This is a genomic window from bacterium (assembly GCA_024226335.1).
GTDB lineage: Bacteria > Myxococcota_A > UBA9160 > SZUA-336 > SZUA-336 > JAAELY01.
This window is the reverse complement of sequence record JAAELY010000010.1, coordinates 1-16696: the sequence shown is the minus strand read 5'-3', so window position 1 is coordinate 16696 and position 16696 is coordinate 1. Positions and strand designations below refer to the sequence as shown.

The 16696-nt window shown below is 61.8% G+C and carries 15 protein-coding genes and 1 tRNA gene; 8 read left to right on the top strand and 8 right to left on the bottom strand.

The genetic code is table 11. From position 1 onward, the window contains the following. Window positions 1–501, bottom strand: a 501-nt coding sequence (locus tag GY725_00335) for a hypothetical protein (protein ID MCP4002616.1), incomplete at its 3' end; no start/stop codon positions are given. Window positions 502–616: 115 nt separating this feature from the next. Between GY725_00335 and GY725_00330 the strand changes: the two genes are divergently transcribed. The 3 genes from GY725_00330 (at window position 617) to GY725_00320 (ending at window position 2902) form a co-directional block, all read left to right on the top strand. After that, window positions 617–1207: a histidine phosphatase family protein gene (locus GY725_00330; protein MCP4002615.1), complete on the top strand. Its 591-nt coding sequence runs from the start codon at window positions 617–619 to the stop codon at window positions 1205–1207. An 11-nt stretch (window positions 1208–1218) separates the two neighbouring features. Beyond that, the gene (locus GY725_00325; protein ID MCP4002614.1) at window positions 1219–2409 is read left to right on the top strand and encodes a CoA transferase; all 1191 of its coding nucleotides are present in this window, start codon (window positions 1219–1221) and stop codon (window positions 2407–2409) included. Between the two features lie 175 nt (window positions 2410–2584). Then, window positions 2585–2902 (top strand): hypothetical protein, encoded by a 318-nt coding sequence (locus GY725_00320; GenBank protein ID MCP4002613.1) that lies wholly within the window; start codon window positions 2585–2587, stop codon window positions 2900–2902. A gap of 27 nt (window positions 2903–2929) precedes the next feature. On the opposite strand, the gene GY725_00315 is transcribed toward GY725_00320, so the two are convergent. Next, window positions 2930–4798 (bottom strand): LamG domain-containing protein, encoded by a 1869-nt coding sequence (locus GY725_00315; GenBank protein MCP4002612.1) that lies wholly within the window; start codon window positions 4796–4798, stop codon window positions 2930–2932. Between the two features lie 404 nt (window positions 4799–5202). Here GY725_00315 and GY725_00310 point away from each other — a divergent pair, with 404 nt between their 5' ends. Continuing rightward, complete coding sequence (locus GY725_00310; GenBank protein MCP4002611.1) at window positions 5203–5757, top strand: hypothetical protein; 555 nt, start codon at window positions 5203–5205, stop codon at window positions 5755–5757. A gap of 27 nt (window positions 5758–5784) precedes the next feature. Here the strand turns inward: GY725_00310 and cysN are convergent, their stop codons facing one another. The 6 genes from cysN to GY725_00280 form a co-directional block, all read right to left on the bottom strand. Beyond that, the gene (gene cysN, locus GY725_00305) at window positions 5785–7722 is read right to left on the bottom strand and encodes a sulfate adenylyltransferase subunit CysN (protein MCP4002610.1); all 1938 of its coding nucleotides are present in this window, start codon (window positions 7720–7722) and stop codon (window positions 5785–5787) included. 8 nt (window positions 7723–7730) lie between these two features. Beyond that, a complete protein-coding gene (gene cysD, locus GY725_00300) occupies window positions 7731–8639 on the bottom strand; it encodes a sulfate adenylyltransferase subunit CysD (protein ID MCP4002609.1) in 909 nt (302 codons plus the stop codon). Between the two features lie 201 nt (window positions 8640–8840). Next, window positions 8841–8916, bottom strand: a tRNA-Asn gene (locus GY725_00295). A gap of 12 nt (window positions 8917–8928) precedes the next feature. Continuing rightward, a complete protein-coding gene (locus tag GY725_00290; GenBank protein MCP4002608.1) occupies window positions 8929–10284 on the bottom strand; it encodes a hypothetical protein in 1356 nt (451 codons plus the stop codon). Further along, complete coding sequence (locus tag GY725_00285; protein ID MCP4002607.1) at window positions 10274–11365, bottom strand: hypothetical protein; 1092 nt, start codon at window positions 11363–11365, stop codon at window positions 10274–10276. The genes GY725_00290 and GY725_00285 overlap by 11 nt, the downstream gene beginning before the upstream one ends. A 48-nt stretch (window positions 11366–11413) precedes the next feature. Continuing rightward, complete coding sequence (locus tag GY725_00280) at window positions 11414–12763, bottom strand: HAMP domain-containing protein (protein ID MCP4002606.1); 1350 nt, start codon at window positions 12761–12763, stop codon at window positions 11414–11416. Window positions 12764–12994: 231 nt separating this feature from the next. Between GY725_00280 and GY725_00275 the strand changes: the two genes are divergently transcribed. The 4 genes from GY725_00275 to GY725_00260 all read left to right on the top strand — a co-directional run. Then, window positions 12995–13663 carry an HAD family hydrolase gene (locus GY725_00275; protein ID MCP4002605.1) on the top strand — a complete coding sequence of 223 codons (669 nt, stop codon included), beginning with the start codon at window positions 12995–12997 and terminating at the stop codon, window positions 13661–13663. A 1-nt stretch (window position 13664) separates the two neighbouring features. Continuing rightward, entirely contained in the window at window positions 13665–14993 is a 1329-nt protein-coding gene (locus GY725_00270; GenBank protein MCP4002604.1) for an MmgE/PrpD family protein, read from the top strand. Continuing rightward, entirely contained in the window at window positions 14990–15841 is an 852-nt protein-coding gene (locus GY725_00265) for an isocitrate lyase/PEP mutase family protein (protein MCP4002603.1), read from the top strand. The genes GY725_00270 and GY725_00265 overlap by 4 nt, the downstream gene beginning before the upstream one ends. Window positions 15842–15844: 3 nt before the next feature. Continuing rightward, a partial coding sequence (locus tag GY725_00260; protein MCP4002602.1) for an AMP-binding protein occupies window positions 15845–16696 on the top strand: 852 nt, incomplete at its 3' end.

The following is a 16696-nucleotide window of genomic DNA, read 5'->3' as shown; positions in this document are numbered from 1 at the left end:
CTGAAGAAATGCGCTGCCAAAGCGTAGGAAGCGTTGAGTCGTACGCACAGCCCAGATCAGAAGGCCGAGCGTGGCCGCGGGGAACATCAGCGTCATCAGAATCGCGTGGTTTCCCCTGGCCAGTTCTTTCGGCAGGGCAGTGAGCAAAGGGATCGAGAAAGCGCCAAATACGATCGTCATCATCCAGGCGACGAGCATCGCCGTGCGCGTGGAGCCGAAAATTCGGCCGTCTCGCCACTTCTTGTGCAACATCCAGGGCTGGTCGGGATAGCGGGCGAGCATGGCGCTGTTCTGCCGACTCAGCCACAGGTAGAACAGGGACAGGCCGAGCCCCAGAACTGAAAAGACCAGGCCGATGGCTCCGAGGCCCAGAGATTTCCCGAGAGGACCCGATATCTGGCTGGCCTGGTAGAGCGCGAACAGACCGGCCGCCGCGAACGGTAAACCGAACAATGCGACGAGGATCAAAGCGAAGGGGCCCTGGCTTTTTCCGATCTTCACGCTTTCTCCCTGGGTGCTTCTTCGGACGACGGCCCCCCAGGTCTGAACAGCGGCCGGTCGAGCCTGTCGGCAACCGACTCGCTCTGACCGGTCCGTCCATTGTAGATTCCCAGGTATGGAACTCATTTTGATCCGGCACGGGTTGCCGTTGCGCATCGAGAACGAAGACGGTCGTCCAGCCGATCCTCCGCTTTCGGGAGTCGGACGCCAGCAGGCGGAGCGCGTGGCGGATTGGCTGGAGTCCGAGCAGATCGATGCGCTCTACACGAGTCCGCTCAAGCGGGCTTTCGAAACGGCACAGCCGCTCGCCAGGCTCAAGGGGTTGTCGCTTCGGGTAGAGGCCGGAGTCGCGGAGATGGATCAGCACGCCGACACCTACATTCCGCTGGAACAGCTGAAGGCGAGCGACTACGACGCCTGGAAAGAAGCAGTGCAGGGGGGATTGTACGCAGCGATCGACCTGCCCGCCTTCCAGCGCACGGTGATCGAGAGCATCGAGGGAATCATCGCCGCCCATCCACGACAACGCGTAGCGGTTTCCTGTCACGGGGGCGTAATCAATACCTGGGCTGGTCACGTGATGAATGTGGTCGGCAATCCGATGTTCTTCGATCCCACCTACACCAGCATCAATCGCTTCCTCGCGGCCAGTTCGGGCGAGCGCAGCGTTGTGACCTTGAACGAACACGCGCACCTCAGAGACTGAAGGAGATCAATATGCCGGCACTCGATGGAATGCGAATTCTCGACATGACGCAATGGGAGGCGGGTACCGCAGCCACCCAGGCCCTCGCCTGGCTTGGAGCCGATGTGGTCAAGGTCGAGCCGCCTGTGAATGGAGAACCAGGGCGGAGTTTCGGTCAAGGCGGGAGCGATTCGCCCTATTTCATTGCATGGAATAGCAACAAGCGCGCCGTTGCGATCGATCTCAATAAGCCAGAGGGGCGCAAATTGCTCCTGGACATGCTGCCGCACTACGACGTATTCGTCGAAAACTACGGTCCGGGTGTGATCGAGAAACTCGATCTCGGCTACGAGGTCATGAAGAAGATCCATCCGACACTGATCTACGCGCGAGTGAAGGGATTCGGGAGTACGGGACCTCAAGCCCACTACAAAGTCATGGACATGATCGCGCAGGCCGCATCCGGCGCAATGTCGGTGACGGGCAACAACGACGGTCCGCCGATGCGTCCCGGTCCGACCATTGCCGATTCAGGTACGGGAACTCAACTAGCACTGGCCATTGCTGCCGCCTTCATTCAACGGGAACGCACCGGCGAAGGGCAATTGATTGAGCTCTCGATGCAGGAAGCGATGATGTACTACATGCGCACAATGATCGCGACTGCTTCCAACTGGGGTGAGCACGTTGCACCGCGAACAGGAAACGGTTTCGGAGCGTTGATGAATCTGTATCCGTGCCGAGGCGACGGGGCGAACGACTATCTGTACATCATGATCGTAAACGATCGCATGTGGCAGGCGCTCGCACGTGCAATGGATCGTGAGGATCTCATCAGCGATCCGCGCTTTTCCTTCGGCGAGAGCATCTCTGCCAATTCCGAAGCGCTATCCGAAGAGATTGCGAAATGGACTCGCGAGTACGACAAGCGCGAAGCCATGGAGATCATCGCTGGGGCGGGAGTTCCCTGTAGCATGATTTACGACACGCAGGACCTGTTCAACGATCCTCATCTGGAGGCCCGAGGCTTCATCCAGGACGTGGAACATCCCGCGCACGGTTCCATTCGACTACCCGGTTCTCCGATGCGCCTTTCCAAAAGCGAAGTCGAGTTACGCGTGGCACCGGCGTTGGGGCAACACACACATGAGGTGCTGGCCCAGGATCTCGGGTATTCAGAGAATCAGTTTCAGGAGTTGATCGAAAAGAAGGTGGTGGGGTGAGCCGCGTTCTTTTCACTCTTTCTCGAGACGGTTTCTCATGAAGGTTTCTCATGACTGGAATAGTGTTCTGCCACAGTCTGCTGGGTGAGAAGTTGCACACTGCGCGGGTCACGCAGTTTCGTCTCGCGGCTCCAGCGTGCGAGAATGCAGACTTCTCGTGAAGGAGCCTGTTCGAATGCGTTATGGAATCGTTCTCGTTGCACTCATCGTCGCTCTGGTATCTGCTACACCCGCCTCCGCAAACTCGTCTTATCACAGCGGTTGTGGAGCCAGCCCCGTCATGAAGGTGATCGATGTTGCGCTGGTGCGTCCCCCGGCCCTCGTGGGTGCGGTCGCCAGTAGTGGCGTCTGGATTGCTCTGTCTCCGCTCTTGAAGATGATCGGAGTGGCAGATTCCCTGGGGCATCACATGGTCGTGCGTCCCTGGCAATTCACCGGTGGTCGTCACGCGGGATGTTTTCGCGGCCCCGAGGGCTACCAGCCGGGCAGCTGAGGATCGCGTTGCGAACGCGATCCCCGATCAGGGTGTGAGTTCCAGGGCCTGACGTCCGCGGGCGTGGAGGTCGCGGATCTGATCCTCGCTCAACCACTCATCCCACAAGGAGACCGAGTGGATCGAGCCGTTGAATTCCTGTGTCCCACCCAGGTCTCCACCGATCGATACGCTTCGTGGACTCGCACTCATCGGTCCCACGGGGAAACGCACCGGACCGGGTGCCGGGTCAGTCGATTCTCCGTCGATGAAGACGACGAACCGACCCGCTTCGTACTGCGCGAACACGTGCACCCAGCGCCCTGGAGCAAGCGCACCTGGGAAGACGAGATCGTCGATCGTCGCCCCGGAGCCACCTCGGGCCAGCACGCGGATCGGCGCATCGGGTTCCGCCCCCCGCACTCCCAATTCGATTGAGTCCTGCGGCTGATCTTGTTCAGCGCGGATCGTGAAGACGCGCATCTCTTTCGAGAGATCGTCGGGTCTGAACCAGGCCGAAAGAGCCCAGCGATCGGCGATTCCGATTTGCCGCTTCGGTTCGCTCACGAGACGCTCCCGAACGCCGTCGAAGTCAGCGTACGCCCCGCCCGCTGTCGTGTGCACGTCGGCCGAATCGATTGGATCGTCTGGAGAGTCCAGCGAAATGAGCTGAGCCGCGTCGCCGAAGTCCCGGCCCGGATCATCGCTTTCGAAGCCCATGCGCCACCAGTGCAGTCTTTGTGGAACCGGATCGCTTTCGCTCTCACTCGGAGCCGGTAGCTCGATGACTGCAGTTCCACCTGAATCCGGTTGCTCGATCGACGAGTCTGCCTGGCCACTCGACACCAGGGGCGTGGAATTCAATTCGAAGCCCATACCACCCTGGAAGAGTTGATCCACTTCGCTGTCCGCAAGTGCCGTGTTCCAGATCGAAAATGAATGCAGCGCTCCGGAGAATCCGTTCGCGCCGCCGACGGCTGCACCGACTGCCGTGAAGCGCGGACCGGAACTCAGGGATCGATAAGACACGACGCTCTCAGCCGTGGGGGCAAAGGACTCGCCATCGACATCGAAGCGCACGCGACTGCCGTCGTAGCGCACCACGGCGTGTGACCAGCGACCCGATGAAAACGGCGACGGGAACTCGTAGCTCAGCGCCAGTTCGCCGTTGGAGTCCCATCCATCGATGCCGATGGAAGCGGGGGAGATTCCACCGTTGATGCGCAGCGAGATTTCGTCGGCTTCCGGCCGGTAGGCACCTCGGGCCTGGAACAGATGGGCGCTTTGCAGGGCCGAATCCGGTCGTAACCAGAGCGAGAGGGTCCACTCGTCAGCGATGCCCAGCTGTAGTTGGGTACGATTCTCGAATCTCTGACCGTCCCCGTCCAAGGTCGCATAGCTTCCGTCGACGGTGTATTGGATATCCGCAGCGTCGATCGCCAACGCATCCAGGTTCACGACGTTTGATGAATTCCCGAAGTCGCGACCGGGATCGTCAGGGCTGGCGCCGAAATTCCACCAGTGGAGGAGACGTGGATCGCCGTCTGAAGATGGGATGTTCGACGTTGAAGCCGGAGCCGGATCCTCGATTGGCGGAGTCGGATCCTCGGGCGGTGTTTCGGCTTCCGGTGTCGCGATCTCGAAAGGGACGAGGACCCATCGCGCATTCGAGCGCGCCGACTCGACGAGGCCGCCGGAGAACGAGATGTACGCGGACATCTCTACCTTGTAGATCGCCGGGTCTGCATCGAACCACAACAATTCACCCAAAACCGAGCTCGCGATTGGAAGGCCCACATCGATCATCGTGACCCGCCCGGGGTAGGTGATCTCGGTGAAATAGACTCGATAGCCGTCAACGGAGTCGACGCTGGGTTCATAGACCACGAACAGGCCCTGAGTTGCCAGAGGTGTCACCGGATCGGGTTCGAGCCGCCGAACGTCCGCGCTTCCGGTTTGCGCCGAGGCACACCAGAAGATCAAGATCAGGCGGCAAAGGACTCGAACGCCGAGCGTTGTCCGGCGTTTCCCCCCAAAAGGCAACAAAGACATAAAGAATGCGGATAAGTGACTTGTCGTCGGTGTGGTGTGATGACGGTCACCCGGCGACCGACCCGCGAGCGGCAACTCAGGTGCAGAAGGCAACTCAAGTCTTCGTTCCGGAAGGCTTTGGAATGAAACTGACATTCTTTCGTGTAGCTGCTCCAAGGCTCGCATGACCGGTCTTCGCGGGCTGGACTTCCCTCACCGCCTGCTACTCTGATTCCGCAATGGCCAGAATGTGGACAGATCTGACAGTCGCCACGTGACTCGGGCTGAGGTTGCTGGGCCGTCGCCTGGCCGGGCGACGAACCGGGCCGCCCAATCGGGAGGTCTTTCGACGCGAACTCGAGGATGCACTTGCCCGGCTGCCCGACGGTCTGAACGCAGCTCGCGCGTGGATCGACCTGCCCGCAACGGAACCGCCCTCGCGAGACAGCGGTGTGGATCTGCTCGAAGGTGATCAGGTCAGCTACCTGGCCGTCGGTTGCGTCTACGCAAGCCGTCCGCTCGATATCTGGATTCAGCCTCGGAACCAGATCTGGACGAAGATCGGAAGCGACGGTGAGATCATCTCGTTCCCGCGCAACTCGAACACGGTTGTCGCGAAACGCAGTGGAAGATTGCTCTTTGGAAACTACTTTCCGAACGATTGGCTCGATCGCGGAGGCGCGCGACTCAATTCGGACTCGGTCTACGACGAGGCTTCAGGTGAGGTCCGCACTGCGCGAGGATTCGATTCCAAGCCACGACTACCTGAGCATCGCCGTTGCCATCTTTCAGCGCGGAGTCGGCGAGTGTGCCTACCGCAGCATTCGCGTGGCGAATGCAGATGACGAGTCCGCGCTTCTATAGGCCGGACGTCAGGAGATCACGCCGCGCTGTGAAAGCATGCGAACGATCCGATCCACACAGACATCGACGTCGATCTGGTCGGTCGAAAGTTCCAGGTCGGGATTCTCGGGTGCCTCGTATGGAGCGGTTACTCCGGGAAAGGAGCGGATCTCCCCGCTGTCGGCCCGCTCGTACATACCCGCTGGATCCCGCTCCCGGCAAAGTTCGATCGGTGCAGTCAGGTGAACCTCGAAGAAGCGCTCGGCGCCGATCAGGTCCCGAGCCTTTGCCCGGGCGCTTCGGCTGGGTGCAAGCAGCGAGCAGATGCAGATCAGTCCCGCGTGATTTGAGAGCCGGGCGATTTCGGACGCCCGCCGCAGGTTCTCTGAACGCTCGTTTGAACTGAAACCCAGATCGCGACTGATGCCCAGTCGCAAGTTCTCTCCATCCAGCACCTGAACCGCCCGCCCAGCGTCGAAGAGCCGACGTTCCAGTGCATAGGCGATGGTCGTCTTTCCAGCACCCACGAGACCCGTAAGCAGTACGGTTGCGGGTTTCTGGCCAAGGCGTTCGTTGCGCTCTTCGACCACCACCGAGCTGGTTCTGCGTTGCAGCAGGTCGCTGCGCGGATCGGCTTCCCAGAAACTCATACCGCGCTCGTCCGCGATATTGCGGCGTACGATCATTCCCGCACCCACGGTGATGTTCGTCATTCGATCGATCACGATGAATGCACCCGTGCGGCGGTTGTTCCGATAGGCGTCGAGCGGTATTGCGCGGTTCAGCGAGATCACACAGCGCCCGACTTCGTTCAGGGCCAGCTTGGACGCTTTCTGTTGCTCGAGTGTGTTCACGTCGACCGCGTAGCGGCATTCCGAGACAGTTCCCGATACCATGTTGGTGGTTTGTTTGAAGAAGTACTCTGCGCCGGGTTGCAGGGGTTCTTCGCTCATCCAGACCACCATGGCCTCGAAAACTCGCTCGACGCGCGGCAGTGCGCCCGGATGCACGAGCATGTCGCCGCGGCTCACATCGATTTCGTCTTCGAGGGTCACTGTGATCGCCTGAGGCGGAACGGCCTCTTCCAGGATTCCGTCGAAGGTGTGGATTGCTTTGACTCTGCTGCGGCTTTCGCTGGGTAGGGCCACGACCTCGTCGCCCGGCCTGAGAACACCGGAAGCGACGGTTCCCGCGAAACCGCGGAAGTCGAGATTCGGCCGGTTGATCCACTGCACGGGAAAGCGCAAATCCGTCAGGTTGCGATCGCTCGCGATGTGCACGCTTTCCAGGTAGTCGAGCAGAGCCGCGCCCTTGAACCACGGCATCTCTTTGCTGCGATCGACGACGTTGTCGCCCTTGAGTGCCGACAGGGGCAGAAAGTGCACATCGGGAAGGTCGAGCTTCGCTGCAAATTCTGAGTAATCGCTAACGATATTCTCGAAGACGGCTTCATCGAAGTCGACCAGGTCCATCTTGTTGACGGCTACCACGACATGACGAATACCGAGCAGTGCACAGATGAAACTGTGACGCCGGGTCTGCTGTAGCACTCCCTTTCGCGCGTCGATGAGGATGATCGCCAGATCGCAGGTCGAAGCGCCGGTCGCCATGTTCCGGGTGTACTGTTCGTGGCCGGGCGTATCCGCAATGATGAACTTGCGTTTCTCCGTCGAGAAATAGCGATAGGCCACGTCGATCGTTATGCCTTGCTCGCGCTCGGCTTGCAGGCCGTCAACGAGCAGCGCAAGGTCGATTTCGTCTCCCTGGGTTCCCTGTGTCTTGCTATCTCTTGCGACAGCTGCCAGTTGATCTTCGTAGAGCAACTTCGTGTCGTGAAGAAGGCGTCCGATCAGCGTGCTCTTGCCGTCGTCGACGCTTCCGCAGGTGAGCAGACGCATCAGTTCCTTGCGCTGATGCCGAGCCAGGTATTCTTCGATGTCCTGCTCGATCAGTTCCTGGTCCGTCAGAGATGCCACTAGAAGTAGCCTTCGCGTTTCTTGCGTTCCATCGAGGCTGCTTCGTCGTAGTCGATCATGCGGCCCTGACGCTCGGACTGCTTGGTCAAGAGCATTTCCTGGATGATCTTGGGCAGCGTATCGGCATCGGATTCGATCGCACCCGAGAACGGATAGCAGCCGAGTGTGCGGAAACGCACGCGGCGCATCTGCGGCTTCTCTCCGGGTTCGAAGCGAAAGCGATCGTCGTCCACCATGATCAAGTTGCCGTCGCGCTCGACAACGGGTCGCTCGGCCGCGAGGTACAGGGGCACGACCGGTACACCCTCCAGATGCAGGTATTGCCAGACATCGAGTTCAGTCCAGTTCGACATGGGGAAGACGCGAATCGATTCACCCTTGTTGACCCGGCCGTTGTACAGATTCCACAGCTCGGGACGCTGATTCTTCGGATCCCATTGGTGATTTCGATCGCGGAAGGAGTACACACGTTCCTTGGCACGGGACTTCTCTTCGTCGCGACGCGCCCCGCCGAAGGCAGCATCGTACCCGCCGTTTTCGAGTGCCTGAAGCAGCGCCTGGGTCTTCATCACGGTCGTGTAGTAGTTGGAGCCGTGATCGAAGGGGTTGATGTTTTTCGCGAGACCTTCCTGGTTCGTGTGGACGATCAACTCCAGATTGTTCTCTTTGCAGAACGCGTCTCTGAACTTGATCATTTCCTGGAACTTCCACGTGGTATCCACGTGCAAGAGCGGGAAGGGCGGTGGGGCCGGGTGAAACGCCTTGCGCGCCAGATGCGAGAGCACACCCGAATCCTTGCCGATCGAGTACAGCATCACCGGATTTTCGAATTCGGCCACGACCTCGCGGATGATTTCGATGGATTCGGCCTCGAGGGCCTGTAGATGGGTGAGGGTCTGGCTTGCCATACTGTTTCTTCCGGTCGGCGGGAGCGCGCGCTGCCGAAGGCTAACACACCCCCCAGGGAGTGGCTCCGGGGCCGAATCCTTCGCCGAACGCTCTACTCTACGCTTCTGGGCGATTCAGGCGGGCCCGTTGCCAGTTCTCATGCCGGTTTCGGAGAGGCCTTCACGGAGCCGAATCCGCGCAGCCGAACGGCGTCGTCCGAATGGCTCCCCGGGACGGACTTGAACCGCCGACCTAGTGGTTAACAGCCACCCGCTCTACCAACTGAGCTACCGAGGAATACGGAGGCGGTCAGTCTACGGCGGCGGCCGGAGGATTCAAGAGGGCAGGATCTCCAGCCGCGTAGATGATCTCACAGCGAGGCGCGCTGACGGTCTGGCTGGCGGAGCCGTCCTCGCCTGGGATCGTATTGCTCAATGTGACCTGCAGGCGCGTCCGGCGAGGGCCGAGGTCGGGCAGATCGAAAAAGTTTTCATCGCGGACCTCGCCGAGCGTCCGGTCGGGCATCGCCCAGCGCATCTGAGTGATGCTGGCAATGGCCCAGCCCTGAGCCAGGTCCGGATCCCAGCGCAGGCGCCACAGGCCGTCGGGAAGCGGTTCGAGTCTCAGGCCCAGGTCCTGACCTCGCAGTTCCAGACCGCCGGAGTAGTCGCTGATCAACCCATCCGCGTCGATCGCTCTCAGCCGGTACTGCACGGGCTCTCCGCAACCCACGGTGGTGTCCGTAAACGCGGTTGCGGTGGCGGGCACACTGGCCAGATGCTCGGGCTCGCTCCAGGCTTCGCCCTCGGTTTTCAATCGCCAGATCTCGTAGGACTCCAGGTCCCTTTCGATATTTGCGGCCCAGCGCAGTCCCACACTGCCCAGCTTCCGCTCCGAAACCGAGAGGTCGATGGGTGGGAGCGGCTCAGCTTTGGTCACGGCCCGCACGGGTTCGCTCATCTCGCTCTCCCCGCCAAACCGGTTGATTGCGGTGATGCGGTAGTACATGACTCGCAGATCTCCGGGTACGTGATCTTCGTACACCGCTCGCACCCGGCCGAAGACGGTGGCCACTTTCTCCCACGGACCTGCGACGGTGGGCGCTCGGTAGGCGCCGTAGCCAGACACCGTCCAGTGTTGAATCGGCTCCCAGGTCAGGACTGCACGGCGCGGCAGGTTCGAGTACACGTTCAGCCCGGTTGGAGTATCGGGGGGTGATTGCGTCGTCGCCGAAGTGAAGGCGTGACTGCGACTCATCTGTCCCTGAGAGTCGACCGGGTGAATGCGATAGAAATACGTCCGGCCGTCTCCGAGCGAACCGGGACCATCGCCGTCGTCGGAGTAGACGGTGCCAAAACGCGACTTCGTGCGGCCCACGATCGCGAACGGTCCCTGAGCTTGCTCCGAGCGCGCGATGACGTAGCCCGCAATGTCGCCGATGAGCACGGGATTCCAGGCCAACGAAATGCTGCGGTCTTCGGTCGAGGTGACGCGGATCGCCTCCGGGGGAATCAGATCGGTAGCGCGTTGCGGCGCCGAGAGGGAGTTCGCTTGCGACGAACCCGAGAGCCAACTCCCCGGCAGTCGGGCGCGCACGCTCGCGCATCCCGTAGCCATCAGGACTCCCAGCGTCAGACCGAGCAGACGCGTTGTTCTAGGAACCACCGGTCTGGATCTCCTCGAGTCGCGAAAGGATGCGCTCGGCGCGCTCGGCGTTCTCGATCGAGCGCTGGTGCCCGGGATCTATCAAGAGCACCCGGCGCCAGGCGCGCAATGCGTTGTGCAGGTCTTCGTCCTGGAAGTAGCGATTGCCCGACGCGTATACCTCTTCAACCATCGGCGTCATCTGTTTTCGCAGCTTGCGGATGCCCACCTGGGCCTCGGCGTGTTGCGGACTCACCCGAATTGCCTCCCGGTATTCGGCCAGTGCCCGAAACGGAGCGCCCGCCGAGTGGGCCTCCTGTGCCGATCGGTAGTGGCCTTCAGCGAGGATCTCCTCCTGGGAGACGACCACAGGCGGTGGCAAGGGTTCCTGAGGGACGGCTTTTTGCGCTGCGACGATGCGGCGACGCGCTTCCGTCTCTTCGAATCGCTGGATATACGAAAGGTAGCCCAGCGCCGTCTGGTTTTCGGGGTCCAGCGAGAGCACTCGATCAAAAGAGCTGCGCGCGCCGACCCGATCGCCGGCAGTGTAGGCCCGCCGACCCGCTTCCAGGTGCTGTACGACTTCGCCGCCGGCGGCGAGGCGCACCTGGTGGATCTCGATCTGGATTGCCGGATCGAACGGGTTGAGCCGTCCGAGGTTCGCCGCGTGTCGATTTGCGCGATGTAGCGCGCCTTGTTCCTCGAGAGCCTGAGCCAGGCCCGCTCGCTCCGCGTCTTCCTGTTTCCTGAGCCTTCGCGCCAGCTCTTGTACGTGTTCCAGCGTCGGCCGTCGATTCGGGTCCATCTTGAGTGCCAGACGGAAATACAGCACAGCTTCACCGAGTCGACCTTCGGACTCGAAGAAGAGGGCGCGCTTCTCGTAGCGCTTGAGCATCTGCGTGAGTTCTGCGCTCACCACGTCGGCGCGACTGCGACTCTCCTCGTAGTCCTCGTCGGGTGCGGCGATGTGCTCCCATACTGAAAGAGCGCCCGGCAGGTCGCCCTGGCGATAGAGCGCTTCTCCGCGTTCGAGATCGCTAGCGCAGCCGATGAGCAACGCCGGGAGTAGCGAAAGCGGAAGGAGGGAGCGGATCGTATTCACGCCTGAAGTCTAGCAGCCTGTGGGAAAACCTCGCGGAGTCCGGTCTGCTCAGTAGTCCACCTTGTAGGCAACTGTGGGAACGTCCATGCCTTCCAGGTTGAGTGCACCGAGGCTCTCGGCAGCGATTCGACCCCCGAGTCGGCGATAGACCTCGCCGGTCATGATGATCTCGCCAGCGGCCGCCCGGCCTTGCAGGCGATTGGCCACGTTTACCGGGTCGCCGATGACGGTGTAGTCCATCTTGAGCTCGGATCCGATGTTTCCAACGACGACTATACCGGTGTGAATCCCGATGCCGACTTCCAGGCGCACGTAGGACTGCCCCGATGCCTCGTATTTCGAGTTGCGTTCATCTACGGATCGCTGCACTGCGATCGCGGCGGCCACCGCTCTTTCCGGGTGATCGAAGGTTTCGATCGGGGCGCCGATGTACGCGAGGATCGCGTCGCCGATGTACTTGTCGACGGTGGCGCCGTGTTCGAGCAGGCGCCCGGTGATCAGGTCGAAAGCTTCGTTCAAGAACGAAACGATCCTCTGTGGGCCGATCGATCGAGTCAAGCGCGTGAACTTGCGGATATCGATGAAGATGACCGTGACCTCGCGCTGCTCACCCTCGAGCGCGATCTCCTCAGAGGATTCGGTTACCTGGCGGAGCACGTGATCGCTTACATAGCGCCGGAATGCCGTCTCGATGCGCGCCTTCTGGCTCAGGCTCTCACTCATTGAGTTGAACGCACGGGCCAGCACGCCGATCTCATCGCGGCTCGTAATTGCGACGCGCGCCGACAGGTCGCCTACAGCGAGCGCATTGACTGCCATGCGCAGCCTTTGCAGCGGGCGTGTAATTCGACCGCTGATCGCGAACGCAAGCGCGAGACCCACGATCAGGAGTGCTCCCGATGCGAGCAGGATGTCGCGCCGCGCGCGGCCAACCACTGGCGAGATCACGGCATCCAGATCCATGATGATCTGGACTTCACCCAGGTCGACATCGCGAAAGCTCATCTGCGAGGCCACCATCAGCCTCCCGCCGATCCCACGCGTCGATAGACCGGACCCAACGAGTTCGACGGTGGTCATGCGCTCGCGGCGTTCGGGTTCGGTCACGCGAGACGAGACGATCACGGCGCCATTCGCGTCGAGAACGCGAGCCACCAGGATTTCGGATTCCTCTGCGACGGTCTGGACGAGTTTCGCGAGCACCAGATCGTCTTCGAGCAGGAGCGGGTCTCGGGCGTTGTCGGCGAACTGGCGCGTCAGGAATTCGCCGCGTTTTCGCGCTTCGTTCTCGATGGCCTCCGACGATTGCTCGAAAACCAGAACCGAGACGGTGCCGACACCGGCAATCAGTAACACACTGGCCAGGATCGCCAGCTTCAAGCGCAGCGGGAAGATCACGGCTGGCTCGTCGTGCGCTGGGCGGAGGTACCGCCGTTTTGCGATCGCGCCGGGTGGGTGGGCGCTGCCATGGGTCTTCTCCTCGCAACGACTCCGGAAATTGGCTCCTGGTGCCAGGTCTGCCCGGGAATCTCCTTTGACGACAATGGTTTGTCTGCCAGAGCGAGGCCTGGAGCGTACCACTGCCGCGCGGCTTCGCAAACCCCGCGATCATGCTCTAAGCTCCGGTCGATGAACGGCTCTCGCGCTCGACGCCTGGTGGTGTTCGACTTCGATGGAACGCTTGCGGACACGTGGCGCGACCTCGGGACTGCGCTCAACCGAACGCTGGAGGACGGCGGTCAACCGGCCGTCCAGGGACCGGACGTGCGGGCCTGGATCGGCGACGGCGCACTCAAGCTCCTGGAACGCGCGCTGCCCGATTCGGAGTCGACCCCGGAGCGACTCGCCGTCTGGTTCGAGCGTTTTCGTTTGCACTACGACCAGTGCTGTCTCGAGACCACCGAACTCTATCCGGGCATCTCGCGCTGCCTCGAAGATCTCTCGAGCGAACGGCTTGCGGTGCTCAGTAACAAACCCGGCCGCTTCCTCGATCGCATCATCGATGGTCTGCATCTCAAGGGGCATTTCGAAGCCGTGCTCGGCGGCGATGCGATCGACGCACGCAAGCCCGACCCCCGCGTGCTCGAGAATGTGATCGAGACCGTCGGTTCTGAGATCGAAGAGGTCTGGATGGTCGGCGATAGCGGTGTCGATGTGGCGACGGGTCGCGCGGCGGGTGCGCGCACGATCGGTTGTGCCTGGGGACTGCGCGGGCGTGAGGAATTGCGCCAGGCTGGAGCGGAATTCCTGATCGAGAGCGCAGCAGAAATCGTCCCGATCGTCCTGGGCCGGAGCTGATGTGAGCGTCACGGCCAGGCTTGCGGATTTTGCGCTCTCCCTGAAGCTCGATTCCATCGACGAGCCGACGCGCGTATTGGCCTGCCAGGCGATTCTAGACGTGCTGGCCTGTGCAATCGCCGGTCGCGAAGAACGCGTGACCCGAGTAGTCCGTGGAATGGTGCTCGATCAGGGCTCCACCGGCATGGGCACGCTCTGGGGGAGTGGCGAACGCGTTTCGCCCGGTAGTGCGGCACTGGTCAATGGCGCGGCCGCACACGCACTCGACTTCGACGACGTCAGTTGGGCGATGCAGGGACACCCGAGTGTGCCGCTCGTTCCGGCTGCCATCGCGGTGGCCGAGAGTCGCAAGGCCAGCGGCGCTGATCTACTGGCGGCATACGTCGCGGGTTTCGAAGTGCAGTGCAGGCTCGGGCAGGCGCTCACGCGTTCACACTACGAGAAAGGCTGGCACCCGACCGCGACTCTCGGAGTGATTGGTGCGACAACCGCGGTCGGGCGGCTGCTGGGCCTGGATCCCGAGCAACTGCGCGCCGCCTACGGTATCGCCTGCTCGCGCGCATCGGGCAGTCGAATGGCCTTCGGAACCGACACCAAACCGCTGCACGCCGGCCTCGCTGCACGCGCCGGCCTGGAGGCGGCAGAGTTTGCACGGCGCGGACTGACCGCGGTTGATGACGGTTTCGAGGCCGACATGGGAATGGCTGATCTGTACGGCGGTGATCGGACGCTCGAGTTGCCGACGCTCGGTCGCCCGTATGCGTTGCTCGATCCCGGTCTGGAACTCAAGCCCTATCCGGCGTGCAGGTTCACTCATCGCACGATCGACGCTGTGCTGGCGCTGCGCGAACGCAACCCCGACGAGATCGTCGCGTCGATCGAGTGCCGGATCGATCCTTTCGCGCAGAAGATCCTGATCCACCCACGGCCCACCAGCGGCCTCGAAGCAAAGTTCAGCTTGCCCTACTGCACCGCTCTGGCCTGGCTCGACGGTTGGCCCGAGCTTCGCAGTTTCTCGGACGAGCGCAGCCAGGGCGACGACGTACAGGATCTTCTGGCGCGCGTTACGGTCAATGATTCCCTCGATGGCGAAGACAGCGTCGAGATCCTCTTCGAGTCGGGACGCAGGGACCAGGAGAGCGTGGAGCACGCGCGGGGAAGCCCGCAGCGACCACTGGATGAAGAGGAACGCCTGCGAAAGGTGCGTTTCTGTACCTCGCTTACACTGGGCGGGGAGCGCACCGAACTCTTGATCGCCAGCATCGAGGGGCTCGACGCGCTGCCCGATGTCACCACGCTTGGGGTATTGTGCAGCCCGGTAGGCGAATGACTCAAACATCCCCTTCAATCAAGCTCTCGGTTGGCGTATACGATGCGCTCTCCGCGCGTCTCGCACAGAGAGCCGGTTTCGAACTCCTGTTCCTTTCGGGGTATGCCGTCGCCGGGACTTCACTGGGCGAACCGGATTTCGGCCTTCTGACCCAGACCGAGATGCTCGAGACCGCTCGACGCGTGATCCAGGCGGTGGATATGCCCGTGGTCGTGGACGGGGATACCGGCCACGGTGGACCCTTGAACGTGCAGCGAATGCTGCGCGCGCTGGTCGGGATGGGCGCCGGCGGAGTGTTGCTCGAAGATCAGGTCTGGCCCAAGCGCTGCGGGCATATGCACGGCAAGCAGGTCATCCCGCTCGGGGAGCACGTGCAGAAGATCCGCGCCGCAGTCGATGCCCGTGGCGATGCCGAGCTGCTCATCATCGGCCGCACGGATGCACGCGCGCCAAATGGGCTCGACGACGCGATCGCCCGAGGTCGCGCATATCGCGAAGCCGGGGCGGATGTGATCTTCGTGGAGGCGCCCCAGGATCGCGACGAACTCGCTCGCATCGGTCGCGAGGTTCCGGGTCCGCTAATGGCAAACATGGTGGAAGGTGGCGCGACGCCCATCTTGCCGCTGGATGAGCTGCGCGCGCTCGGTTTTGGGCACGTGGTCTACCCACTCACCGGATTGTTGGGCGCTGCACGCGCGCTCGAGCGCGCATTCGCGAAGTTGATCGCGAACGGTCAGAGCCCGGAAGACCCGGAAGTGAAGATGAGTTTCGAGGAGTTTACCGACTTGGTGGGACTACCGGAAAAATACGAACTGGCGAATCGCTACAAGCTCGACGAGATTTCGTAGTCGATGATGACTCGAACCCCTCCCACCGGCATCGACGTCCACAGCGATGTCTGGACCGATCCCCTGACCCCTATCGTGTTCTTGCAACGCACGCTACGCGTATTTCCCAACCGCCCCGCCGTGGTCAACGGTGACGAGGAATGGACCTACGCGCGACTCGCCGAAGAGGTCGGACGAATGGCCGGGGCTTTGAGGCGCGCGGGAATCGGTCCGGGGGACCGCGTTGCGATCCTGTCGCCGAACACGCCCTGGCACCTGGCGGCGCATTTCGCGGCACCCCTGATCGCGGCTCCGCTGGTTTCGATCAATACCCGTCTGGCCGGTCCCGAAATCAGCTACATCCTGCAGCACTCCGGTGCGCGCATTCTCCTGGTCGATCCCGAACTCGCGCCCGTACTCGACGGACAGGATCTCCCGTCGACGCTGGAGCGCGTCATCGAGATCCCCGACCACGCCGTGCCCGTCCGGGAGGGTCAAGAGGACTACCGGGAATTCGTTGCCGGTGCAGAGGTGCTGCCGATCGAGAATCCGATCGATGCCGAGGATACGCTGCTCTCGATCAACTACACCTCGGGAACGACGGGTATGCCCAAGGGAGTCATGTACACGCATCGCGGTGCGTACCTGAACGCTCTGGGTGAGATCGGGTCGCTCGGTTTCTCGAAGGAAACAGTCTTTCTGTGGACGCTGCCCATGTTTCACTGCAATGGCTGGTGCATGCCCTGGGCGGTGACGGGTGCGGGCGGGCTCCATGTGTCTCTGCGCGGTGTGGTTCCCGACGAGATCTTCAGCATGATCGATCGACACAAGGTCACCAACTTCAATGGTGCACCGACCGTCCTGTTGATGCTGGCG